The 23,951-nt window shown below is 61.8% G+C and carries 22 protein-coding genes and 1 tRNA gene; 16 read left to right on the top strand and 7 right to left on the bottom strand.

Features of this window, described 5'->3' with window-relative positions:
* The first annotated feature begins 127 nt into the window (after positions 1-127).
* Positions 128-1,254 (top strand): IS3 family transposase gene (locus tag LOZ74_RS01495; protein WP_370638831.1). Its coding sequence is split into 2 segments (ribosomal slippage): positions 128-368 and positions 368-1,254, totalling 1,128 coding nucleotides; the frame shifts between segments, so codons are not numbered across the junction.
* Here LOZ74_RS01495 and LOZ74_RS01490 read toward each other — a convergent pair.
* Positions 1,204-3,363, bottom strand: a complete 2,160-nt coding sequence (locus LOZ74_RS01490; RefSeq protein ID WP_370638863.1) for a strawberry notch-like NTP hydrolase domain-containing protein — start codon at positions 3,361-3,363, stop codon at positions 1,204-1,206. The genes LOZ74_RS01495 and LOZ74_RS01490 overlap by 51 nt on opposite strands.
* A 75-nt stretch (positions 3,364-3,438) precedes the next feature.
* Positions 3,439-4,347 (bottom strand): toprim domain-containing protein, encoded by a 909-nt coding sequence (locus LOZ74_RS01485; protein ID WP_230292592.1) that lies wholly within the window; start codon positions 4,345-4,347, stop codon positions 3,439-3,441.
* A gap of 87 nt (positions 4,348-4,434) precedes the next feature.
* Here LOZ74_RS01485 and LOZ74_RS01480 point away from each other — a divergent pair, with 87 nt between their 5' ends.
* The 3 genes from LOZ74_RS01480 (at position 4,435) to LOZ74_RS01470 (ending at position 5,871) form a co-directional block, all read left to right on the top strand.
* The gene (locus tag LOZ74_RS01480) at positions 4,435-5,070 is read left to right on the top strand and encodes a lytic transglycosylase domain-containing protein (protein ID WP_230292591.1); all 636 of its coding nucleotides are present in this window, start codon (positions 4,435-4,437) and stop codon (positions 5,068-5,070) included.
* A 64-nt stretch (positions 5,071-5,134) separates the two neighbouring features.
* Positions 5,135-5,686: a thermonuclease family protein gene (locus LOZ74_RS01475; protein WP_230292590.1), complete on the top strand. Its 552-nt coding sequence runs from the start codon at positions 5,135-5,137 to the stop codon at positions 5,684-5,686.
* On the top strand, positions 5,677-5,871 hold the full coding sequence (locus LOZ74_RS01470; protein WP_230292589.1) for a hypothetical protein: 195 nt from the start codon (positions 5,677-5,679) through the stop codon (positions 5,869-5,871). Before LOZ74_RS01475 ends, LOZ74_RS01470 begins: the two co-directional genes overlap by 10 nt.
* Positions 5,872-6,007: 136 nt before the next feature.
* On the opposite strand, the gene LOZ74_RS01465 is transcribed toward LOZ74_RS01470, so the two are convergent.
* The 3 genes from LOZ74_RS01465 to ald all read right to left on the bottom strand — a co-directional run bounded on the left by LOZ74_RS01465 (position 6,008) and on the right by ald (position 8,739).
* Positions 6,008-7,231: an integrase arm-type DNA-binding domain-containing protein gene (locus LOZ74_RS01465; protein WP_039279297.1), complete on the bottom strand. Its 1,224-nt coding sequence runs from the start codon at positions 7,229-7,231 to the stop codon at positions 6,008-6,010.
* Between the two features lie 165 nt (positions 7,232-7,396).
* Positions 7,397-7,483 (bottom strand) — tRNA-Leu (locus tag LOZ74_RS01460).
* A 128-nt stretch (positions 7,484-7,611) separates the two neighbouring features.
* Positions 7,612-8,739: an alanine dehydrogenase gene (ald, locus tag LOZ74_RS01455; RefSeq protein WP_230292588.1), complete on the bottom strand. Its 1,128-nt coding sequence runs from the start codon at positions 8,737-8,739 to the stop codon at positions 7,612-7,614.
* Between the two features lie 207 nt (positions 8,740-8,946).
* Between ald and serS the strand changes: the two genes are divergently transcribed.
* The 6 genes from serS to LOZ74_RS01425 all read left to right on the top strand — a co-directional run bounded on the left by serS (position 8,947) and on the right by LOZ74_RS01425 (position 15,239).
* Entirely contained in the window at positions 8,947-10,239 is a 1,293-nt protein-coding gene (serS, locus tag LOZ74_RS01450; RefSeq protein WP_230292587.1) for a serine--tRNA ligase, read from the top strand.
* Positions 10,239-11,015, top strand: a complete 777-nt coding sequence (surE, locus tag LOZ74_RS01445) for a 5'/3'-nucleotidase SurE (protein WP_230292586.1) — start codon at positions 10,239-10,241, stop codon at positions 11,013-11,015. Before serS ends, surE begins: the two co-directional genes overlap by 1 nt.
* A gap of 40 nt (positions 11,016-11,055) precedes the next feature.
* A complete protein-coding gene (locus tag LOZ74_RS01440) occupies positions 11,056-12,105 on the top strand; it encodes a TrkA family potassium uptake protein (RefSeq protein WP_230293778.1) in 1,050 nt (349 codons plus the stop codon).
* 178 nt (positions 12,106-12,283) lie between these two features.
* Complete coding sequence (locus LOZ74_RS01435) at positions 12,284-14,323, top strand: Tad domain-containing protein (protein WP_230292585.1); 2,040 nt, start codon at positions 12,284-12,286, stop codon at positions 14,321-14,323.
* Positions 14,320-14,820, top strand: coding sequence for a TadE/TadG family type IV pilus assembly protein (locus tag LOZ74_RS01430; protein ID WP_230292584.1), 501 nt, complete (start codon positions 14,320-14,322; stop codon positions 14,818-14,820). Before LOZ74_RS01435 ends, LOZ74_RS01430 begins: the two co-directional genes overlap by 4 nt.
* Positions 14,821-14,822: 2 nt before the next feature.
* A complete protein-coding gene (locus LOZ74_RS01425) occupies positions 14,823-15,239 on the top strand; it encodes a TadE/TadG family type IV pilus assembly protein (RefSeq protein WP_230292583.1) in 417 nt (138 codons plus the stop codon).
* A gap of 46 nt (positions 15,240-15,285) precedes the next feature.
* On the opposite strand, the gene LOZ74_RS01420 is transcribed toward LOZ74_RS01425, so the two are convergent.
* The gene (locus LOZ74_RS01420; protein WP_230292582.1) at positions 15,286-17,646 is read right to left on the bottom strand and encodes an arylsulfatase; all 2,361 of its coding nucleotides are present in this window, start codon (positions 17,644-17,646) and stop codon (positions 15,286-15,288) included.
* Between the two features lie 284 nt (positions 17,647-17,930).
* Between LOZ74_RS01420 and LOZ74_RS01415 the strand changes: the two genes are divergently transcribed.
* The 3 genes from LOZ74_RS01415 to LOZ74_RS01405 all read left to right on the top strand — a co-directional run bounded on the left by LOZ74_RS01415 (position 17,931) and on the right by LOZ74_RS01405 (position 20,344).
* Positions 17,931-18,080, top strand: coding sequence for a hypothetical protein (locus LOZ74_RS01415; protein ID WP_230292581.1), 150 nt, complete (start codon positions 17,931-17,933; stop codon positions 18,078-18,080).
* A 199-nt stretch (positions 18,081-18,279) separates the two neighbouring features.
* Positions 18,280-18,990, top strand: coding sequence for a TorF family putative porin (locus LOZ74_RS01410; RefSeq protein ID WP_230292580.1), 711 nt, complete (start codon positions 18,280-18,282; stop codon positions 18,988-18,990).
* 136 nt (positions 18,991-19,126) lie between these two features.
* The gene (locus LOZ74_RS01405; RefSeq protein WP_230292579.1) at positions 19,127-20,344 is read left to right on the top strand and encodes a tetratricopeptide repeat protein; all 1,218 of its coding nucleotides are present in this window, start codon (positions 19,127-19,129) and stop codon (positions 20,342-20,344) included.
* A gap of 272 nt (positions 20,345-20,616) precedes the next feature.
* Here the strand turns inward: LOZ74_RS01405 and LOZ74_RS01400 are convergent, their stop codons facing one another.
* The gene (locus LOZ74_RS01400) at positions 20,617-21,018 is read right to left on the bottom strand and encodes a DUF1761 domain-containing protein (protein ID WP_230292578.1); all 402 of its coding nucleotides are present in this window, start codon (positions 21,016-21,018) and stop codon (positions 20,617-20,619) included.
* A 192-nt stretch (positions 21,019-21,210) separates the two neighbouring features.
* On the opposite strand from LOZ74_RS01400, the gene rimO reads away from it, so the two are divergent.
* From rimO to rplA, 3 genes are all read left to right on the top strand, one after another.
* Positions 21,211-22,599, top strand: coding sequence for a 30S ribosomal protein S12 methylthiotransferase RimO (gene rimO / locus LOZ74_RS01395; RefSeq protein ID WP_230292577.1), 1,389 nt, complete (start codon positions 21,211-21,213; stop codon positions 22,597-22,599).
* Positions 22,600-22,782: 183 nt separating this feature from the next.
* Positions 22,783-23,214 (top strand): 50S ribosomal protein L11, encoded by a 432-nt coding sequence (gene rplK, locus LOZ74_RS01390; protein ID WP_230279310.1) that lies wholly within the window; start codon positions 22,783-22,785, stop codon positions 23,212-23,214.
* 4 nt (positions 23,215-23,218) lie between these two features.
* Positions 23,219-23,917, top strand: coding sequence for a 50S ribosomal protein L1 (rplA, locus tag LOZ74_RS01385; RefSeq protein ID WP_230279309.1), 699 nt, complete (start codon positions 23,219-23,221; stop codon positions 23,915-23,917).
* The last annotated feature ends 34 nt before the right edge of the window (positions 23,918-23,951 follow it).

Here is a 23,951-nt window from a genome sequence, read left to right as displayed (position 1 = left end):
TCCGTACCTGTGCTTCGGTCAGGCTATGTTCGAGGATGTCGTACTCGACCCCGGCGAAGGACTGGACTTGTAACGGTTTTGCGCCGGTCACCTGAGCGATTTAAGCTCGCAAGAGGAGACCGTCGAGATGATGAAGCATTCAGAAGAGTTCAAGCAGGAGGCGGTGCGGATTGCGCTGACCAGCGGGTTGTCGCGCGAACGGGTCGCAGCGGATTTAGGGATCGGCAAATCGACGCTCGGCAAATGGATTGCACGATATCGGCCGGGAGAATTGGTGGCCGCGCCGCAGGCTGATCTGGCGCGGGAGAATGAACGGCTTCGCCTGGAGAACCGCGTGCTGCGGGAGGAGAGGGAAGTGCTAAAAAAGGCCACGCAGTTCTTCGCGAGCCAAAAGCCGTGAGGTTCGCTTTCGTGCACAGCTGGCGGCACCGTTGGCCAGTGGAATTGATGTGCCGTGTCCTGCAGATCAGCGAGCGCGGCTATCGGTCTTGGCGCTCGCGTCCGATCAGCCGGCGGGAACGAACGGATATGAAGGTGCTGGCGCATATCCGCGAGCAGTACAGCCTGAGCTTGGGCAGCTATGGCCGCCCCCGGATGACAATGGAATTGAAGGAGGCCGGCCTCGATGTCGGCGAGCGCCGGGTAGGACGGTTGATGCGGATCAACGCCATCAAGCCGGTTCGTACCCGCAAGCACAAGGTCACGACCGACAGCCATCATCGCCTGGGTGTCGCCGCGAACTGGCTTGATGGCGACTTCGTCGCCGATAAACCCAACCGTAAATGGGCTGGCGACATTACCTATGTGTGGACGCAGGAAGGCTGGCTCTACCTTGCCGTCATCCTCGATCTGCACAGCCGCCGCGTTGTGGGCTGGGCGGTCAGTGATCGGATGAAGAAGGATCTGGCGATCCGGGCGCTGGACATGGCGGTGCGGCTGCGCAATCCGCCGCTAGGCTGCTTTTTCCATTCCGATCGCGGCAGCCAATATTGCTCGTATGATTATCAGAAGAAACTGCAGGCCTATGGCTTGCGACCATCGATGAGCGACAAAGGAAACTGCTACGACAATTCCGCTGTCGAGACATTCTTCAAATCGCTGAAGGCAGAGCTGATCTGGCGGCAGAACTGGCCAACGCGGCGCCAGGCTGAAGCCGCGATCTTCCAATACATCAACGGGTTCTACAACACCCGTAGACGCCATTCATATCTGGGCGGCATCAGCCCGCTCGCGTTCGAAGCCAAGGTGGCATAGTGAAATAGGTGACCGGCACAAAACCGTTACAAGTCCAGACAGCGCACGGGCAAGATAGAGGCCCTGGGCCTTGAGATCACGGGCGACGAGCTCCATCGCCGCGACGCCGCCAGCGCGGATCTCGGTCATGAATGCCTCGTGGGTCGGAAAAGCGGTCTCGGGTCCCCAAAGGCCGAGGCGGGAAGTGTAACCGAGGTTGGCAATATCCGAAGCGCCAGTGGCAGAAGCATAGAGCACGCGGGCGCGCGGGAGATGGTTCTGCAGCCTGAGGCCCGCCATCCCTTGTTCGGAGCCCTTGGCCTTGCCGCGGATTGAAGAGCCCCCGAGCGCATTGGCCATGGCGTGGGCTTCGTCGAAAGCGATCACGCCATCGAAATCCTCGCCCGCCCAGGCAAGGATCTGGTCGAGCCGCGTATCGTCGGCGCGCCCCGAGCGCAGCGTCGGGTAGGTGACGAAGAGAATGCCTTCGGACATCGTGACGGGCTGGCCGAGTTTCCAGCGCGAGAGCGGCTGGAGATCGAGCGGCAGCCCGCCAAGCGCTTCCCAGTCGCGGCGTGCATCTTCGAGCAGCGCCTCGTTCTTGGTGATCCAGACATGGCGGCGCTCGCCTGCGAGCCAGCGATCCATGATGACTGCGGCGATCTGTCGTCCCTTGCCCGCTCCGGTTCCGTCGCCGAGGAAGAAGCCCTGTCGGTAGGCGTGCCCATTCCCCGACAATTCGAGCGAGGTGCCTTCCTGGCTGACCTTGAAGCGCCCCGGGAGATCGCGTGCGAATGCCTGGGCAGCATAGACCAGTGTCTCGCATTGCGCTTCGGACAAGAGGCCATTGGCCTGCCAATTTGCGGGGAGACGCGGGCTAACGTTCGGCTGCGGAGCCGCAACCGACCCCATGGCGACCGATTCCACGAGTGGGGTGGGATGAACCGGCGCGCCTTCGAAAGCGATTCGGCTTGGCCGGTAAGGTAGGTAGATGCCTGTCTGTTCGGGCACCGGCGCGGGTTCGGCGAGGACCGAATAGGTGAGGTCGATCGCATTCGCTGCGGCTTTTGATGTCGCTGCGAAAGGCGCCAACGGCCGGACCGGCGTGCGTTGGTTCGAAGTCTTGCCAACGAGGCGCAATGGTTTTCCGACTGGCAGGCGATGGAGGTTGGCGGATATATTCGCCCTTGGCGAAAGCTTCGTGACAAGCGCGTGGAGCGCGATCAGGTCGCAGGTATCCCCGTTGATTGCGGGCGAAGACGCAGTCGGCGTCTTGTCGATGACGACCAGGCGAACGGCAATCCCCGTCCCTGTCCGGCGAAACATCTGCTGCAAGCGAACATGGAGGAGCAGCGACGCTTCTTGCTGTGACTTGGCGAAAGTGGAAGCATCGAAGCCTTCGGGCATGATGGCGACTATCCTTGCGCCACTGGCCGCGGCCCGGATTGCACTACGAAGGTGGCGCTGCGCCGTCTCGCCATCCTTGCCGCGTTCTTGGCTACGCGCGAACGGCGGATTCATCAGGACGACCGACGGAATGGGGCCGCGATGCAGGTCGGCGATCAGTTCCCCGTCATGCGCAGTGATCGTGGCCGAAGGGAAGATGTGGGCCAGACCATCTCGTCTTGCCGGATCGATCTCGTTGAGGAGCAGCGAAGCATTCTGGAGGGAGCTCCAGAGAGCGAGGGCGCCATTGCCGGCGGATGGTTCGAGGAGTGTGTCTTGCGCGCATAAAGCTGCAGCCTTCGCCATCAGCCAAGCCAGCATCGGCGGGGTCGAGAACTGCTGGAGCTCGACCTGTGTTTCGCTGCGCACATGCCGCGGCGGCAAGGCTGCTTCGAGCCAGTCGAGCCGCGCGTCGGCTTCGTGCACGCTTGTTGCCAGATCGATGCATGAGGACTCCCTAAGCCAGAGCAGTGCGCCGATCTCGACCGCGTTGTTGTAGTCATCGATGGTCCAGGCGCTTCCCCAGTCCGGGGTGCCGGTCTCTTCGGCGAACAGCCCGGAAATGTCGGCACGGGTAAGATGCCGTCCCGAAGCGAGTAGTTCGGCAACTCGGGTGCCGATAGCGTAGGCCAAAGGCATTGACGGCAACTGCTCGCCGGTGGGAAACAGGTCTGATTGAAACATGGCAATTCGTCCTCCTGATGAAGGCATCGGGACACGCCCTCTGCCGGATCAGGAATTCGAGAAGCCCTCTCTCCTCTACGGCGCCGCCTTGCGGCGCAGCCATGCTGTGAGTTCGTCGTTCCAGTCGGTGTCGTGGGAGGATGGCTTGCGCACATGGATCGTCCGGCCTTCTTGTTCGTAGGCAGCCAGGCCACGCGACGCAGCCAGCTCGCCGCCAGCGTCGTGATCGACGAAGAGATGAAGCTCGGTCACGCTCTCGGGCACACTGACGAGGCCGAAGCGCTCATTCCCGAGGGTCGCCCAGACGGGGACACCGGTGAGAGCATAAGCCGACATTGCGCTTTCAATGCCTTCAGCAAGGCCGAGCTTGCCAGAGGCCGGAGCGAAGAGGCGGACAGCAGATTCACCGAGCGCGCCAAGCGCGCGTTTCGGCTTGTCGAAATCGGCCTTGGCATTGCCCGAAAGGAACGTTCGATGGACGGCAATCGGCCCCTCGTCGAGGCTGACCGCCGCAATCATCGCCGGCAGCAAGCGGGTTCGGCCTTTCGGGCCAAGCGGCGTCCGTGGATGGAAACGGAGCGCCGACGATGCGGCGAGGATGCCGCGGCTCTCAAGATATGCCTTTGCCGGACTGGCACACAGTCGCTCTGCATCGCGCCAGATCCTCAGCGCTGCCGTCGAGGGTTTGCGCGTTCTGGTCGGCTCGGGAAAGTCAGCCGCCTTAGACCCTGAGAAGAGCGCAGGAGCCTCGAAACCTTCACGCGCCAAGGCGGCAAGTACGCTCTGCTGATCGCATCCCGCAAAGCAATGGAAGAGGATAGCCTGTCGGCCGATCGACACACCGAGCGAGGGCGTGCGGTCGTCATGCGCAGGGCAGCAAGCCATGCCCTTTGTGCCGGACCATTTGCCCCCTCGCGATTCACAGATGCAGCGAGCGGTCTCAACAAGCGACCGGTTGGGATGAGTTTGGATAGACAGGGACATGCGAGCTCCTCAGCATGCAAAGTGGCCCCCTCATCAGCGTTCCTCTCCTCTCCCGAAGGCAAGCATTCGCAGCTTTCCTACAGGCTCATGTTCTATTTATGTTCCATTGCGATTCGAATCAATGGAGCACAAATCGAGATGACCTGCCTCAATCGTCTGACTGCGATATCGGTAGCTTTTTTGGGAATGATCGCGACCTCATCACAGGAAGTCCGCGCTCAGGATTTCACCTTGTTCGAGCACGCGATCGTTCCGCCGAAGACGGACCAGCAGCCGGCAAGGGAATATCTTCCTGCAATCTACCAGGCCGAGCCAGCAAACGTATCCTACCGGGAAGGCTTGTATATGGCGGCAATAGCCGAGGCCGAGCGCCGTTACGGGCTTCCGACCAATCTGCTTCGTGCTCTCATCTGGGCTGAGTCCCGCTTCAATCCGATGGCTGTGAGTCCAGCTGGTGCTGCCGGGCTTGCTCAGCTTATGCCAGCCACGGCGCGAGAACTGGGCGTCCGGAACCCTCATGACCCTTTTGCATCGATCGACGGTGGCGCCAGGTACCTTCGCGACATGTTGGACCGGTTCGACGCGGTCCACCTGGCCTTGGCTGCTTACAATGCTGGCCCAGGTGCCGTCTCCCGATCACGCGGCATTCCGAACAATGGTGAAACGCCGCAATATGTCCGGTCTGTGTTGGGACGTTGGCAAGCAATTGGTACGTACAATTGACGAAACTACCTGATTTCCGGCTATTGTCTGAAATCATGTGGCGGAATGAAGACGGACAACGCTAGTGAGTGAGCCCCCCGGTGAGCCGTTCGACTTTCGCAAGGCGTTGAAGGCACAAAAGCGCCGGAAGCTGAGAAAGGAGATCGCATTGGGTTTGGGAGCATTCGCGATTGTATTTGCTGGAGGGATGCTGGCACTCAACTGGCCAGTCCATGATGCCAGCCTTGCTAACGACGTTCAGCAGCCTCAAACTCTATTCCAGCAAGCGAGCTCCCCACAATTCGACATCTGCGGATCGATCCGGCGCACATGCGTCGTGGATGGAGATACTTTCTGGCTTGATGGCGTGAAGATCCGCATTGCCGACATCGACACTCCCGAGATCAGCGAGCCTCGTTGCGACTATGAGTACCAACTCGGCATGCGTGCAACGCACCGCCTTGTCGAATTGCTCAATGGCGGGCCCTTTGAACTGAGAACCATCGGGAGCAGAGATGAGGATCAGTACGGTCGCAAATTGCGGGTTGTTACGCGCGACGGTCGCTCGCTTGGCAATCAGCTGGTCAGCGAAGGCCTGGCGCGAACCTGGACCGGGAGACGTGAACCATGGTGCTGAACCGCGATCAGGAATTGTGGGCCGTCGCGCTCTGGGTCGACAAGAACCATGGCGAAGAGGGAACCGCGTATATCGCGCAGCAAATCCAGCGCCTATCCAACGAAGGGGACGAGGCAGGCATAGCAACGTGGAAGACTATTGCTGAGCGCTTCGATCAGCTTAGCTGCCAAAGCTCTACGAACTGAGGCTCGGCACGATGCGGAAGTGGCTTAAGGTCTGGGGCATCAGAATTGAGTTCGCCTTGCTCGCGTCAGTGTCCCTGATAGGGCTGGTCCTGGGCCTTCAATCCTGCACTGGCTGAGAAGAAATTCGATCTCCCGATCAACCCTTCGCAAACTTCCCCATGATGACCTTTCCTCCAGTCCGGAGCTCATCGAGGTAGTCGCTCCACCATTGAGCCATCCGCACGCGCTCGTCCCAATGCTTGCCGCGATGGTAGATGCCACGCACAACATTGCTGTCGCCATGTGCCAAGGCACGCTCGATCGCATCCGGATTCCAAAGTCCCGACTCGTTCAGGAATGTCGATGCTGTCGCCCGGAGTCCGTGCGCGGTGACTTCTTCCTTCGAATATCCCATGCGACGAAATGCGGCATTGAGCGTGTTTTCACTCATGGGACGCTTGGAGCTGCGCGCAGATGGGAAAACATATCCTTCGCGGCCGAGCATCTCGGCCAGATCAGTGAGATAGCCTCTAACCTGCTTGGAAAGCGGGACGGCATGCGCTCGGCGCGCTTTCATTTTACCGGCAGGGATCTTCCAGACCCCATCGACGAGGTCGATCTCATGCCATTCGGCGTGCCGGAGTTCGCCGGGGCGTACGAACACATGCGGCGCTATCTGCAAAGCTAACTTCGTCACCATGTAGCCAGTGAAGTCGTCGATTGCGCGCAGCAGCCCGCCTAACTCGGTGGGCTCGAGGATGGCTGCATAATGCGTGGCTCTCGGCGTTACGAGAGCGCCCTTCAGCATACTGGTCGGATCGGATTTGCAGCGGGTGGTAGCGACACCGTAGCGAAACACGCGGCCTGCGAACGAGCGGCATTTCTTTGCAGTCTCGTGCTTACCAGTGGCTTCCAGACGCTTGAGAGGAGCCAGGACTTCGAACGGCTCGATCTCGTGGATGGGTCGGTTCCCGATGGCAGGGGCAAGCTTGTCGAGGAAATAGTTGGCCTTGACGATCGTGCCATCGGCGCGGCCATTCTGAACCATCATCTGTTCAATGTACTCGCGTGCGACTGCCTCGAACGTCTGTGCGGAAAGGAACTCGGCGCGGATTTTCCGCTTCCGCTTCTCAAAGGCCGGGTCGCCCCCAGAAGCAACAGCTCGACGCGCCTCGTAGGCCGCGTCTCGCGCTTGCTTGAGGCTGATGTCGGGATAGCTGCCGATGCAGAGCTTCTTTTGCGCGCCGCCGATCCGGTATCGGAATCGCCAAAGTTTGCCGCCGGTCGGCGTGACCTCAACATATAGGCCGCGCTCATCGGTTACCTTGTACGGCTTATCCTTGGGCTTGAGTGCGCGGAGGCGAGTATCTGTCAGCGGCATGTGGGGGCCTTTTCATCTGGGCCTTTGCGAAACGGCCTCAAAAGGCCCACAAAAGTGTCTGGAACTCCCGAGAACAGGCGGGACGATCCGGAACGATCCAAGGGCCAAATCCCTAGGATTTCTGCGGGTTTTATAGATTATTTGGGAGAACGTGAGAAGAACAAATGGTGCCCAGAAGAGGACTCGAACCTCCACGCCCTTGCGAGCGCCGCCACCTGAAGACGGTGCGTCTACCAATTCCGCCATCTGGGCACTTTTGCGATGCGGCCAGTGTGCCGCTTCGCAGGTAGGAGCGCGCAACTAGGGCGCGGGTTGATTCGTGTCAATGGCTCCGGACCGAAAATCGACGCGCCCGATAAATTTGCCTGAACTTTTCGCGATCAGCCCAGCACCTCACTCGTCGGCGCATGATCATAGCCCAGCTCTTCGGCCACCGCGCGATAGGTGACGCGGCCTGCGTGCACGTTCAGCCCTTCCGCCAGATGGGGGTCGCGGCGAAGTGCGTCCCTCCAGTCGCCCGCATCGAATGCCGCCGCGATGCGCAGCGCGTGAGGCAGGGTCACATTGTTCAGCGCATAGGTGCTGGTGCGCGAAACCGCGCCCGGCATATTGGCGACGCAATAATGCACGATATCGTCGATCACGAAGGTCGGGTCGTCATGCGTGGTGGGATGCGACGTTTCGAAACAGCCGCCCTGATCGATGGCGACATCAACCAGCACCGCGCCCTTTTTCATGTCTTTCAGCATCGCGCGGCTGACAAGCTTGGGCGCGGCGGCGCCGGGGATCAGCACCGCGCCGATAACCAGATCGGCATCGGCGACGACTTCGGCCAGATTGGCCTTGTTCGAAAAACGGGTCTTGGCGCGGCTTTCGAAATAAAGGCCCAGCCGCTCCAGCTGTTCGGGGCTGCGGTCGAGGATGGTGACATCCGCGCCCAGACCCACGGCCATTTGCGCCGCGTTCCAGCCGACGACACCGCCGCCGATCACCGCCACCTTGCCCGGCGCCACGCCCGGAACGCCGCCCAGCAGCACGCCGCGCCCGCCATGCGCCTTTTCCAGCGCGGTCGCGCCTGCCTGCACGCTCATCCGGCCGGCCACCTGGCTCATCGGTTTCAACAAGGGAAGCGTGCCGCCCGCGCCGGTCACCGTTTCATAGGCGATGGCCGTCGCGCCAGATTTCACCAGATCGGCGGTCTGCGCCGGATCGGGGGCAAGGTGCAGATAGGTATAAAGGATCTGCCCCTCGCGCAGCATGGCGCGTTCCACCGCCTGCGGTTCCTTGACCTTTACCACCATGTCGCAGCGGGCGAATATGTCTTCGGGTCCGTCGGTGATGGTCGCGCCTGCCGCGATATAGGCGGCATCGTCGGCGCCGATGCCCAGTCCGCCGCCGCTTTCGACCAGCACTTCGTGGCCATGGGCGACAAGTTCGGTCACGCTTTCGGGGGTCAGGCCGATACGATATTCATGGTTCTTGATTTCACGCGGGGTGCCGATGCGCATGGGATGCTCCGTTGCCGTCGGAAAGGGTTGATATGGCCCTTCGTTAAACCCGAAACGGCCTGCGGATCGACAGGTTTCCGCGCGTTTTCGCGAATGTTGTCGAGATTCCCGCGATCCGGCTTTCGGGCGGTTACCGCGCAGCATTTGCGCGCAAGATTTTTTCCCCACTGGACAGGGCGGACCCGCTTTGGCCATAGCCGCGACCATATGCACGACATCCGCCTTGTACGGGACAATCCCGAAGCCTTTGACGCCGCCCTAGTAAAGCGCGGGGCCGCGCCCGCATCGGCCAGCCTGCTTGCGCTGGACGAGGATCGACGCGCACTGCAAACCCGCGCACAGGAAGGGCAGAATCGCCGGAACGAGGCTTCGAAGGCGATCGGCAAGGCGATGGGCCAAGGCGACAGTGCCACCGCCGATGCACTGAAGGCCGAAGTGGCGACGCTAAAGGAAACGCTTCCCGCGCTGGAGGTCGAGGCCAAGGAGAAATCCGACGCGCTCGACGCCATGCTGGCGGCCCTACCCAACCTCGCCGCCGATGGCGTGCCCGATGGCGCGGACGAGGAATCGAATGTCGAGATCGCCCGTTGGGGCACGCCGCGGGCGTTCGATTTCGAACCGAAGGAGCATGCCGATTTCGGCCCCGCGCTCGGCCTCGATTTCGAGACGGCGGCGGCGATCAGCGGCGCGCGCTTTACCTTTATGCGCGGGCAAATGGCGCGGCTGAACCGTGCGCTGGGCGCGTTTATGCTCGACATGCAGGGCGCGGCGGGCTTCGTGGAGTGCAACCCGCCGCTGCTGGTGCGCGACGAAGCTGCGTTCGGCACGGGGCAATTGCCGAAGTTCGAGGAGGATCTGTTCAGGACCACCGATGGCCGCTGGCTGATCCCTACTGCCGAGGTCAGCCTGACCAATGCCGTGCGCGAACAAATCCTTTCGCACGACCAGCTTCCCATGAAGCTCACCGCCCTCACCCCCTGTTTCCGCAGCGAGGCGGGATCGGCGGGGCGCGATACGCGCGGGTTGATCCGCCAGCACCAGTTCGAAAAGGTCGAGCTGGTCGCCATCACCGCGCCCGACCAATCAGAGCAGATGCACGAGGATATGACCCGCGCTGCCGAGGCGGTGCTGGAAGCGCTGGAACTGCCCTATCGCAAAATGCTGCTGTGCGCGGGCGACATGGGGTTCAGCGCGCGCAAGACCTATGACCTTGAAGTCTGGCTCCCGGGGCAGAATGCCTATCGCGAGATCAGCTCGATCTCGAACTGCGGGGATTTTCAGGCGCGCCGGATGAAGGCGCGGTTCAAGCCGCTCGATGAAAACGGCAAGCCTTCGAAAAAGACCGAATTCGTCCATACGCTGAACGGATCGGGCCTTGCCGTGGGCCGCACGCTTGTCGCAATCCTCGAAAACTATCAGGAACAGGACGGGTCCGTCACCATTCCCAAGGCATTGCACCCCTATACGGGCGGCCTCACCAAACTGGAGCCTGCCAATTAATGCGTATCCTGCTGACCAATGACGACGGCATCCACGCCCCCGGCCTCGACGTGCTGGAGGCGATCGCCCGCGAACTTTCTGACGATATCTGGATCTGCGCCCCGTCAGAAGAAATGTCGGGCGCGGGCCATTCGCTTACCCTCACCCGCCCCGTGCGGTTGAGGAAGCATGGCGAAAAGCGCTTTTCGGTCACCGGCACGCCGACCGATGCGGTCACCATGGGCCTGCGCAAGGTGATGCCGGAAAAACCCGACCTGATCCTGTCGGGCGTCAATCGCGGGGCGAATCTGGCCGATGACATCACCTATTCCGGCACCGTTTCCGCCGCGCTGGAGGGTGCGCTGGCAGGCGTACGCTCGATCGCGCTCAGCCAGGTTTACAGCCACGAAGCTGCGGGCGAGAACGTGTCCTTCTCTGCCGCGCAGCATTGGGGGGCAAAGGTGCTGCGCCCGCTGCTCGACATGGAATTTTCCGAACGCACGCTGATCAACATCAACTTTCCCGCCATCGCGGCAGACGATGTGCGCGGCATCCGCACCGTGCGTCAGGGCTTCCACGATTACGGTCGCGGCACGCTGGTCGAAAGCACCGATCCGCGCGGTTTTCCCTATTTCTGGTTCGGGCTGGAATCGATCGAACACACCCCCGGCCACGAAACCGATCTGGAAGCGGTGCAGGACGGCTATATTTCGGTCACCCCGCTTCAGCTCGACCTGACGCATTATGCATCGCTCGACCGGCTGGCCAGCCGCTTTGCGGATGCCAATGGCGGCTGAGGAACAGCCCCTCGACAAGGCATCGCCCGAAAGCAGGACGATGCGCCGCCGCCGCGAACGGCAGCGGCTGCACCGCCCGTTGCGCCGCCGCGTGAAAGTGCCCGTCTGGGCTGATGTGTTCCTGCGGCTGGGCGCGGCGCTGGCGCTGGTGTTCATGGTGGTGCTGATCCACTGGTGGGACCGCACCGGACTGGTCGACAATGTCGACGGCCATGTCAGCTTCCTTGACGTCGTCTATTTCACCATGATCTCGATCACCACCACCGGTTTCGGCGACATCGCCCCCGTGTCCGACAAGGCGCGCATGGTGGAAGCGATCATCGTGACCCCGATCCGCTTTGCCGTCATCTTCATTTTCGTCGGCGCCGCCTATAATTTCGTCATCAAGAGAAGCTGGGAGAAGTTCCGCATGGCCCGTATCCAGCAAAGGCTGACCGATCACTATGTCGTGCTGGGCTTCGGCGTGTCGGGATCGGAATCAGTGGCAGAGCTGATCGCGCGCGGCTGCGATCCCGAATGTATCGTCGTAATGGACACCAGCGAGGAACGTCTGGCACTGGCCGAACGGCTGGGCTGCAACGTGATAGAGGCGGATGCCACGCGCGACGATTCGCTGCGTGACGTGCGGATCGATCAGGCCGCGACCGTGCTGGTCAGCGCGGGGCGCGACGATGCCTCGATCCTGATCGTGCTGACCGTGCGCCATCTTGCGCCCGATGTGCCGATCACCGTGGTGATCCGCGCGGCTGACAACGAGCTGCTGGCGAAGCAGGCGGGCGCGACCAATGTGATCAATCCGGTGCGGATGACAGGGCTTTTGCTGGCGGGATCGGCCAGCGGCATGCATGTCGCCGATTACCTCGCCGATCTCGCCTCCGTTTCGGGCCGCGTGCAACTGATCGAGCGGGAGGCGAAGCCCGAGGATATCGGCAAGCCGCTGCGCCATCTGGGCACGGGCAGCATCGGCGTGCGCCTCTATCGGCAGGGCCGCGCCATCGGTTACTGGGAGCCGGAGGCGGAGGCCGTGGAAAAAGGCGATATGATCGTGGTGATCCGCCCCACGCCCGACATGGGTGAAGGCGTCCTTTAATCCGGGGCCAATGAAATCCCTTAGGGGCAATCCCCTGCATTTTCTGTTATCTTTTTAACAGAAATTTCATTTTGTCATGGAATTAACAGCATCTGTTCGGAAATCCGTGCCGATTTTCGATCCGTTAACCATGTCCGGAAAGCAACCGGGAAATAATCCTGTTGTATTTCCCGCCACTATGAACTGGTCGCACACCGCCAACACAATCCGCCGCTTCGTTGCTCGCCTTCGCGAGGATGCGGGCGCATCGGTCACCACCATCGTGGCGCTCAGCCTGCCCGTCGTGATCGGCGCGGTCGGCCTCGCCTTCGATCTCAACCGCGGTTACGGCCAGCGGGTGATGAACCAGCGCGTGGCCGACATGGCGGCGCTGACCACTGCGATGGAATATCAGCGCGACGATTCGGTAGACATCGACGCCGTCGCCAATGTGATCGCCATGGCCAACGGGCTGCAGGGCGCGACTGTCGATGCCGAATTGCTCAGCGACTTCCCGAACGAGGGTGAGAGCTCGATACAGGTCACCGTCTCGCGCGATGTGCCCTTTGCCCTTGCCTCGGTGCTGGGATTTTCGGGCAGCTATACGGTCACGGCGGACAGCGCGGCCATCGTGTCGGCACAGGCCAGCTATGCCACGCCCTGCTTCCTCGCGCTGGATTCGGGCAATGCCTCGCTGGTGGTGAACGGCGGCGCGTCGATCGTGGCGCCCAATTGCTCGGTCGCGGCGATTGGCGATCTCGACCAGAAGGGTTCGTCGATCCAGGCCAGCGACATCATTTCGGGCAGCGGGGACATCACGCTCAACTCGGGCTCGCTCGTCGCCAATTCGCTGCGCTATGCGGGCAGCCTTAACGTGCCGCAGTGGAACAACGCGCTGCCCGGCCCCGACGACCGGCATAATGTGGCCACCGGCCTTGCCGATCCGTGGGAGAACAATGTCGAACTGCTGGCCGCGATCGCACAGATCGGCGATGCCGACCCGCTGCCCGCGCTGGCCGATCCGACGACGCCGACGGGCAGCGACTATACGTTTTCGTGGAGCCCCAGTTCGAACGCCGTACCCTTCCGGCAGGGCACCAGCGGCAATTTCATCGTTCCGGCGGGCAACTACACCATCAAGAAGCTGACGGTGGGCGGCGGCAACAGCCTGACCTTTGCCTCCGGGTCGACCATTACCGTGTCCAAGGGCGTGTCGATCGGCGGCGGATCGACGGTCAATTTCGGGGACAGCAACGTCTATATCAACGGCGGGTTCGACAGCGGATCGAACGGTGTGACCTTCGGCAATGGCGTGCTGTGGATCGGGTCGGGCACGGTGTCTTTCAAGGGCACCAATAAAAAGGGCGACGGCGACGTCATCATCAATGGCGACATGTCGCTGGGCGGCGGGCATTATTTCTCTGCCGGCAAGGGCAATCACAGCTTTAAATCGATCACGCTGGGCGGCGGCGGCAATACGCTGCTGGGCGACGGCGATCTGACCGTGCTCGAAGGGATCAAGATCAACGGCAACAGCGAGCTGAATGCGGGTGACGGCGAATATAACATCGGCGCCAGCAAGCAGGGCTATGCCATCAAGCTGGAAGGGAGCGCGCGGCTCTTCATGGGCGATGGCGCATTCTCGGCCCACGGAGACATCGACACGCAGGGCGGCAGCGCCATCGTGTTCGGCGAGACGAACAACCATTACATCACCGGCGATCTGAAAATCGCGGGATCTGCCTTTTTCGGACCGGGCCGCTACACCATCGACGGCGATTTCGAAAACGGCACCGGCGGCACTACCTGGCCGCAGACGTCCAGCCTGAACGGCGAGCAATATGGCAGCTGGGGCGCGGGCTATGACATGGCCGGCTATGATGTCAGCTTTATCGCATCGGGCACGCTGAAGCTGGCGGGCGGCGCGAAAAGCAGGCTGCTGGCCGCCGCGCAATCGGTGCTGGGCGGCGAGATCGGGACCATGCTGTTCCATTCGGACACGACCAGCAAGGCCAGTTGGACCGGCGGATCGGGCAATATATTCGGCGGCGTCGTGCATATGCCCAATACCGAAGTGTCGATGACGGGCGGCAATTCCACCAATGGCGGCGGCGCGTGCTTCATGCTGATCGCGGGCAAGATCAAGGCTGCGGGCGGCGCGGTCGCGGGCAGCGCCTGTGTCTCGTCCGACGAAACCAGCAGCGGTTCGGGCAACACCACGGTAAAGCTGGTGAAATGAGCATGCTGAAAACCCTGCGCCGGATTCGCGACGACGAAAGCGGCAATGCCGCCGTCGAATTCGCGCTGTGGTCGGTCGGCCTGTTCTTTCTGGTCGCGGCGGGGCTCGATTTCGGCCTGTATTACATCGCCCGTAGCCAGGTCGACGAATCGCTGTCGGCCACCGCGATCAGCGCCTTCGACCAGCGCAGCAATGTACCCTTTACTAACCTGCCCACCTATGCCCGTGCGCTGGCCAGCGACGATACGCTGTCGGTCACGGTACGCTGCAACGGCGTGGCGGGGGCCTGCACCAATATCTCGCGCGCCTGCGCCTGCCTGAACGCCGATGCCAGCTTTACGGCGCAGGCATGCGGCACCGTTTGCACGGCCAATGGCACGACCGCAGGCTATTACCTGACACTGGATGCGACGACCAATTTCAACTCTGTGATCGTGCCCGGACAAGCCGTGGGCAATGGCCAGATTTCCCGCAGCATCACGCTGCGGCTGGAATAACGATGCTCAGGCCGCTTTTCCGCGACGAACATGGCGGTACCGCCATCGAATTCGCCCTGCTGGGGCCCGTTCTGGTGCTGATGCTGTTCGGCCTGATCGAAACGGGCCGGCTGTTCTGGACGCAGCACACGCTGGACGAAGTGGCCTATGCCACGGTGCGCTGCATGTCGATTTCCACCGATTGCGACGATCAGACCGCGCAACAGGATTTCGCCGTCGCCCGCGCGGGGTCCTATGGCATCAGGATCGCGGCATCCGATGTGGTGGTGCAGACCAATACCACCTGCAAGACATTCGGCAGTTCGAACCGCGTGATCATCGACAAGGGGTTCAATTCGGTGATGAACCGTCTGGTCCCCAGCTATCCCGAAGAGATCGAGGCCGAAGCCTGCTTCCCCAATCTGGCAGAGGCCGGATAGGGCGGACCGCCCCGCCACAAGACAACGCGGCGGGGCAGCGGCGCCATCAATCCATCGCGGTCGCCATCTTGAAGCGTTCCATGCCCGACGGTTCCTTCACATCGTCAAAGGCAAACCGGACATGTTCGATTGTGCCGGTAAAGGGGAAAAGGCCCTTTTCCTCGTAATCGGCGCAGACGGGCGATACGCAATCCATTCCGACATCCAGAGTTTCGGTGCCACAGCGCATCGGGATCTGCTCTTCCAGCCGCGCGACATCGACCACCGCGCCATCGACCGACAGGGCGATTTTCGCAGGCCCGCCGGGATTTGCGGTTTCGGGCAGGATCGATACCATCAGCTCGTGTTTGCCCGCAGACAGGGCTTCGGACAGCAGATCGGTGCGCTGAATGCCGAAGAAGTTGTAATGGAAACGCGCCTTGCCTTCCCACATGAACAGCGCAAAGCCCGCCGCGTCGCCACCAAGGGCAAAGATCACCCCTTCCGCACCGCCCTCGGGCACTTCGACCGGCGCGGTCAAGGTCAATGCGCGGCTCACTAGATGCGGGCCGCTGCCTTCGGGCAGACGGGTCATGCCGGGATAGAATGTCACTTCCTGCCGTCCCGCGAAATAGCTTGGTCGCAAGGTTACGTCGAGGCGTTCGGCAAAGCGGTCATCGATCGGCAGCACCTGATATTTGGTCGCCTCGCTCAGGAAAAGGCGGCTCATGAAATCGATTTTCTCGGGGTGCTTGTCGGCCAGATCGACTGCCTGGCTGAAATCCTCTTCGATATTATACAGCTCCCATTTGTCGTCGTCGAAACTGAAGCTGCCCGACGTTTCCCACGGCAGACGGCCATGTCGGCACGAAGCGATCCAGCCATCGGCATAAATCGCGCGATTGCCCAGCATTTCGAAATACTGGACATTGCGCGTGCTGGGCGCATCCTTGTTGGCGGCATCGAACGTATAGGCAAAGCTCGTGCCCTCGATCGGCTTCTGGATATAGCCGTTGACTTCCTTGGCCTCCTTGATGCCGACGACTTCCATCAGCGTGGGCATGATGTCGATCACATGATGGAACTGCGACCGGATCGCGCCCTTGTCCTTGATGCGGTCGGGCCATGACACGATCATCGAGTTGCGCGTGCCGCCGAAATGCGATGCGACCTGCTTGGTCCACTGGAACGGCGTATCGCCCGCCCATGCCCAGCCCACGGCGTAATGTGGCGACGTACCGGGCAGGCCCCAGCGATCCTTGAACCCGATAGACTCCTCGATCGATGGCTGACGCCCGTTCAGGCTCATCAGCTCGTTCGGCGTGCCGACCAGCGATCCTTCGCCGCTCGATCCGTTATCGCCCAGGATGTAGATGACAAGCGTGTTGTCCATCTCGCCCAGATCCTCGATCGCATCGACGACGCGGCCGACTTCGTAATCGCAATGTTCAAGGAAATCGGCGAAATTCTCGGCCTGAACCGAAAACAATTCCTGTTCCTCGGGCTTGTGGCTGTCCCACGCGGGGATCTGTTCGGGCCGCCCGGTCAGTTTGGTGCCAGCGGGGATGATGCCCGCATCCAGCTGCCGCTGGTGCACCTGCTTGCGATATTCGTCCCAGCCCATGTCGAACCTGCCCTTGTTCTTGCCGCGCCAGTCCAGCGGCGGCTGGTGCGGGGCATGGGCCGCGCCCGACGAGAAATAGGCCATGAAGGGCCGGTCAGGCGCGATCGCCTTTTGCTGACGGATCCAGCCGATGCATTCGTCGGCCAGATCGGTGGTCAGGTGATAGCCTTCATCGGGCCGCTTGGGCGGTTCGACCGGCGTGGTATTGCGAATCAGCGAGGGATAGAACTGGTCCGTCTCGCCCGAGATAAAGCCATAGAAATAATCGAAACCCTGATTTGTCGGCCAGTTGTCGAACGGGCCGGCCGCGCTGGTCAGATTATCGGGCACGTTATGGTTCTTGCCGAACCACGAACAGGGATAGCCTGCCTGTTTCAGCATTTCGGCAAAGGTCGTGCAGCTTTTGGGGATGATCCCGCAGTAACCCGGAAAGCCGGTTGCCATTTCCTGGATCACGCCGGTCGCCACCGTGTGATGATTGCGCCCCGTCAGCATGGCGGCGCGGGTGGGCGAACATAGAGCGGTGGTATGGAACTGGTTATAGAACAAGCCGTTTTTCGCCAGCTTTTCGGCAGTCGGCATGCGAACCAGCCCGCCGTTCACGCTGGGCCAGCCGAAACCCACATCGTCCAGCAGCACGAGCAGGATATTGGGCGCGCCTTCGGGTGCCTGCTTCATCGGGGGGAAATCGGCCTGCGACTTGTCGGCGAACACGCCGATCTTCGCATTGGGAAATTCCCATTCGGGTTCGGGCAGCTTGTTGCGGTCGATATGCAGCGGGAACGGCTTTTCCGGTGTCGACATGCTGAACTCCTCGATGACAGCGATGGCGCCGTGCCGATACGCAAAGGCACCTGTGGATCGGGGCAAAGTGTGTCGAAGCGCGGCGGGCGATGACATCGGGGATTCCCCGCAAGCAACGCGCTGCCCATACCGACAGCTGGCTGTGGAGGTTAGGCTAGCAGCGAAAGCAAGCATCGTTTCGCTGCGCAACATAATCTTACAAACGGGCCATGCCGCAGCAAAACGGCCCCTTTATCCGCAGCCCTCCAAACACAACAATATCGTTTGCAGGACAGGATAAATCTATGAAAACCGGTGCCTTGCTTGTCGCGGCGGCCGCCTTGGCCGGTTGCGCAACGACGCCTTCCCCACAGTTCAATTCCAACGACACCGCAGCGGAAAGCCCACGTGTCGATCGCTGCATGTGGGCCAAGCCGCGCTGCCGCGCGAAATGACTTCGGGATAAGTCCACCCCGTCCCTTGGTTGCCGGACTTATCCCGATATCAGGCCTGTTGCCGCTTTGACGTGGCGGGTTAATCCCTCTTCCCGCCACACCGGTCCCGATACCGGCACGGGGCGGCGACAGGCCGACCAATTTACGGAGAAGACCCGTTCCAAATCCCTCCAGCCGTTTCGCCCCCCTGATCGCCGCCATGGCGCTGACAGCCATCATCCCCGCCGCAGCGGAGGCCCAGTCGGGGCCGACCATCGATTTCGAAGCGGTGACCGACTACCGCGACCGCGGTCTTAGCTGGAGCGACGGCGAGATCGCCGCGCGCGCGCGGATCGAACTGCCCGTCACCACATCCATCGACGTATCGGTGCAGGCGCTTACCCTGCGCGGATCGGACCGGCATGGCGGCGCCGATGCGGGGTTCGACCTTGCTGCCAGCTATTCGGGTTATGAAGGGCTGATCGACTGGCGCGCGGGCGCGGTCTATCATGTATTCGCGGGCGGAAACGGCGATCTGGACTATGTGGAGGTTGAGGCAGGCGCAGGCGCGTCGCTCGGCCCCGCAGTGGTCGATGTATCGGCCAGCTATGCCCCTTCGCAGGATTCCATCGGCGGCAGCAATTTCTATGGGCGGATCGGGGCCAGCCTTGGCATTCCCGCGACCCCGCTGGTCGTCTATGGCCATGCCGGGCGGTCGAGCGGAACGAACAACGGATCGGGCAATGTGACGCGGCTGCGTCCGGCAGGCTCCTATGCCGACTGGGCCGTTGGTGCGGAATATTACATCATGCCCTTCACAGTCAGCCTGACCTATAGCGACACCGACATTCACCGCGACGAATTGCGCGTTCCGGTGCTGGATCATCACTATGGCGAGAAGCTGGTGGCGGGCGCGTCGATCCGGTTCTGATCCTGACAGGCGGTGGAACCGGCACGGGCGAGCACCGTGCCGGACAGTGATCATCGCGCAAATTGTTAAGCCTGCAGGCGTATAAGATTTCGAGACTCGTTGCGCTTTCATGCGGCAGGCTTAAGGTTTGGTGCGCATGCTTGATGATATTCCCGCGCACTGGATCCTGCTTGTTGCGCTGGCGGCGTTCGCAATCGCGCCCGCACGCTATATTTTCGACTATATCCGCCATTCGCCCCGCCACCGCGACATTACCCAGCCTGACGAGGATCTGGCATGGCGCAACCGGACCGATTTTGCGATCAGTGCAGCGATCCTGTCGCTCCTCCTCGCGATCGCGGTTTTCGCCGTAACCCGGACGGAAGAGCTTGAGCGCTCGGACGGCTTCCCGTCACTCCTTTTCCTTGCGATCGGCGGTTTCTGCCTGTTCGAAACAGTCAGACATCTTCACCGGCGCCACGCTGTTTTGATGATCAAGGGGCTCGACAAGCAATTCGACCGCGAAACGCAGCCGCGCCGCTATTGGGCGACCATTGTCTGGAACCTGTCGCTTTCGGGAGTGATGCTCGCCATACCGCTGGTCATCCATTCCGGCAGAGAGGCAGCGGATTGCGAAAACCGCGGCGAACGGCTGGATCGGGAAGCGCAGGTCGCGGCATGTTCGTCCGCCATCGCAACGGCTGGTAACGGCTGGCTCGACCGCGTCCGTTCAACGCTGGGCCTTACCGGTCAGGATACGCGCGTGGCACGGCTTTACCTCAATCGCGGCTATGCGCGCCACCGGATGCAGGACTATCGGCCTGCCATCGCCGATTACGATGCGGCCATCGCGCGTGTCCCCGACGACAGCTATGCCCTCTATAATCGCGGTCTGGCTTATGATGCACTGGAACAGCACGAACACGCGCTACGCGACTATAGCGCATCGCTGGCCCTGCGCCCGGACAATGGCGACGCCTATTTCTTTCGCGGCATGCTTTATTGGCGCGCATCGCGGCCCGACGACGCTATCGCCGATCTGACACGCGCGCACGAACTCGATCCCGAAAGCATTCCGCCGCTCGCGCAACGCGGGGTGATATATGTGTGGCAGGGAAATCCCCACGCAGCGCACAGGGATTTCGCACGGATTGAAGCGCTCTCACCCGGCAGCAACGGGCTCTTGCGCGGCGAGGCGATGCTCGCCTTTCGTAACGACGATCCGCTCGCCGCCATCGCCATGCTGACGCAACTGCTGCACATATACCCCGACGATCGCACGGCGCTGCGCATGCGGGCCGATCTTTATTGGGATACCGGCAAAGAGGATAGGGCGCGCGATGACGACGACCGGATATGGGCTCTCGCCCGCTGAGCTATCGCGCGCATAGCGATGCGGGTCGCGGGCCTTGCGGGTTTTACTGTCCTACTGCTGCGACATCTGCATAAAGGGCCGGGCCTGACATCGGGCTTCCCGCTCTTTCACAATGTCGAAATTTCGCGTCCCCTTTGTGGTGTCACTCAATCGGCCATGACGCCAGCATTTACGCGGGTTTGGGCCGGGTGACAGCGATTGTAGGACGTGTCGCCTTTGTCAACCGAACGCCCGTCAACCAACGTGCGTCAACCGACCTGCGGGATTGCTGCCTAAAGGCTGCGCAGCCAGAACACCACGCCCATCGCCAGATAGGCTGTCAGCCAGAAGCCCGCATCGATCAGCGCGATGCTGCGCGGATGTCGCTGGTGCAGATAGTTGGTCCACAAGGCCGGTATCACGAAGAACAGCGCCACCCCGCCGGTCATCATGAAATAAAGCCACCATTTCGACGGATCGGACAGCCGGGCGAACATATGCGCGATCATGAAAGCCGAAAGCTGGATCAGAATATAGGTGCCGCCGATGGTGACGAACGGCCTGCGCCGCACTTCCAGCCCGCCCGGACCCGCGCGCACGGCCAGCGGTCTGGCGAAGATGCGATACCATCCCGCCGCCACGGCCATGGCCGCCAGCGCGGCCAGAATGCCGCCGATCCAATCCACCGGTCCCATCCGCTCTCCCGCCAGTATGAATGCAATTACGGCACGCTATCAGGATGTGCTGACCGCAATGTAAACAAGTCGCGTAACAAATGAAAAGATATCGGGCCGGTTTATTCCCTGCGAACCGGTCCCGACCGGTCCGCTTTGTAATCGGCATCACTCTTTCTGGCGCGTTGCCGCGATGCGGTGTAGGGGCGCGCCATGGCAACCGATACCGATTCCACGCCCAGCCGCATTGCGCCCTCGCCCAAGGTGGGCATGGTCAGCCTTGGCTGTCCCAAGGCGCTGGTCGATTCCGAACGCATCCTCACCAGACTGCGGTCCGACGGCTATGCGATGAGCCCCGATTACGCCGGTGCCGATGTCGTGCTGGTGAACACCTGCGGCTTCCTCGACAGTGCCAAGGAAGAAAGCCTTGAGGCGATCGGCGAGGCCATCGCCGAGAACGGCCGCGTGATCGTGACCGGCTGCATGGGTGAAGAGGCCGAGACGATCCGCGCCCGCTTTCCGCAAGTTCTGGCCGTGACCGGCGCGCATCAGTACGAGCAAGTGGTCGAGGCGGTGCACGAAGCGGCCCCTGCCGAACGCGGGCCATTCGTCGATCTGATCCCGCAACCCGATGTAAAGCTGACGCCGCGCCACTACAGCTATCTGAAGATTTCGGAAGGCTGCAATCACTCCTGCGCCTTCTGCATCATCCCGCAATTGCGCGGAAAGCTGGCCAGCCGCCGGATCGATGCCGTCTTGCGCGAGGCCGAGAAGCTGGTGGCGGCAGGCACTAGGGAATTGCTGGTCATTTCGCAGGACACATCGGCCTATGGCGTCGACGTCCGGCATGAGGAACGCATGTGGAAGGATCATGCGGTCCGCACCCATATGACCGATCTGGCCCGCGAACTGGGCGGATTGCGCACGGCGGACGGCGTGCCGCCATGGGTGCGGCTGCACTATGTCTATCCCTATCCGCATGTCGATGCGATCATCCCGCTGATGGCCGAGGGGTTGATCACCCCCTATCTGGATATCCCCTTCCAGCATGCCAGCCCGTCGGTTTTGCGCGCCATGAAGCGCCCCGCGAACGAGGCAAAGGTGCTGGACCGGCTAAAATCATGGCGCGAGATTTGCCCCGACCTCACCGTGCGCTCCAGCTTCGTGGTCGGCTTTCCGGGCGAGACCGAGGACGATTTCAAATATCTCCTCGACTGGCTGGAAGAAGCGCAGCTGGACCGCGTGGGCGGCTTCCGCTTTGAACCCGTCGAGGGCGCGCAGGCTAATGATCTGCCGAACCCCGTGCCCGAGGCTGTGAAGGAAGAACGCTACGCCCGCCTGATGGAAGTGACCGAGCGGATCAGCGCCGCCAAGCTGGCGGCCAAGGTGGGCCGCATCATCCCCGTCATCATCGACGAGGTGGGCGAGCCGGACGAGGACGGCGACATGGGTGCGACCGGCCGTTCGCAGTCCGACGCGCCCGAGATCGACGGCAATGTCTTTATCCGCGATGTGGATGCGGACCTGTGCGAAGGCGATATCATCGAGGTGGTGGTGGAAGAGGCAGACGCCCACGACCTCTATGCCGCGCCCGTTGCCTAAGGTGTTCGCATAGACACCGGTTGATTCGAATCGGGAAAGCGCCTATGCGCGCGCCTTCCCAACAGACATCGTCGGGAAACCTGCGGGAGGAGGCGAGCAGCCTCTGCCTGACCGCTTAACATGAGGGTCTTTCGCCAGATCAAAACGGCGCACGATCCGATAGTGTGATAAAGGAGTGGCCCCATGGCCAAGAAGATCGAAGGCTATATCAAGCTACAGGTGCCTGCCGGCACCGCCAATCCGTCCCCGCCGATCGGCCCTGCTCTGGGTCAGCGCGGCGTGAACATCATGGAATTCTGCAAGGCGTTCAATGCCGCCACGCAGGAACTGGAAAAGGGCATGCCGATCCCGACGACCATCACGGTCTATGCGGATCGCTCGTTCACTTTCACCACCAAGTCGCCGCCGGCCTCGTTCCTTCTGAAGAAGGCCGCGAAGCTGAAGTCGGGCTCGAAGGAGCCGGGCAAGGTTTCGGCCGGATCGATCAAGCGTAGCGACGTGCAGGCGATCGCCGAGCAGAAGATGGCCGATTTGAACGCGAACGATATCGACCAGGCCATGAAGATCATCGAGGGCAGCGCCCGTTCGATGGGCCTTGAAGTGGTGGAGGGCTGAACCGATGGCAAAGCAGACCAAGAAGCAGAAGATGCTGGCCGAAAAGCTGGATTCGGAAAAGCTGTACGGTTTCGACGAGGCGCTGACCACGCTGCGCGACCTGCAGACCGCAAAGTTCGACCAGACGCTGGAAGTCGCCATGAACCTTGGCGTCGATCCGCGCCACGCCGACCAGCAGGTCCGCGGCATGGTTTCGCTGCCCGCAGGCACCGGCAAGACCGTGAAGGTCGCCGTGTTCGCGCGCGGTGACAATGCCGAAAAGGCGCTGGAAGCCGGTGCCGACAAGGTTGGTGCCGAAGACCTGATGGAAGACATGCAGGCCGGCAACCTCGACTATGACCGCGTGATCGCGACTCCCGACATGATGGGCGTCGTCGGCCGTCTGGGTAAGGTGCTGGGCCCCAAGGGCCTGATGCCGAACCCCAAGCTGGGCACCGTGACCCCGAACGTGGCGCAGGCCGTGAAGGACGCCAAGGGCGGCCAGGTCCAGTACCGCGTCGAAAAGGCCGGTATCATCCACTCGGGCATCGGCAAGCTGTCGTTCTCGGACGCTGACCTCAAGGCGAACTTCGACGCTTTCGTCGATGCCGTCATCAAGGCCAAGCCGTCGGGCGCGAAGGGCAAATATGTCCAGAAGATCTCGGTCTCGTCCTCGATGGGCCCCGGCCTGAAGATCGACACTGCCGAGGTGCAGGGCGCCTGATCGCCTGCCCCCCCCGACAGAACTGCAGAGAGCC

This window comes from Croceicoccus sp. Ery5, assembly GCF_020985325.1.
Classification (GTDB): Bacteria; Pseudomonadota; Alphaproteobacteria; order Sphingomonadales; family Sphingomonadaceae; genus Croceicoccus.
Note: the sequence above shows the minus strand (reverse complement) of the source record. Positions and strands in the feature narration are given on the sequence as shown.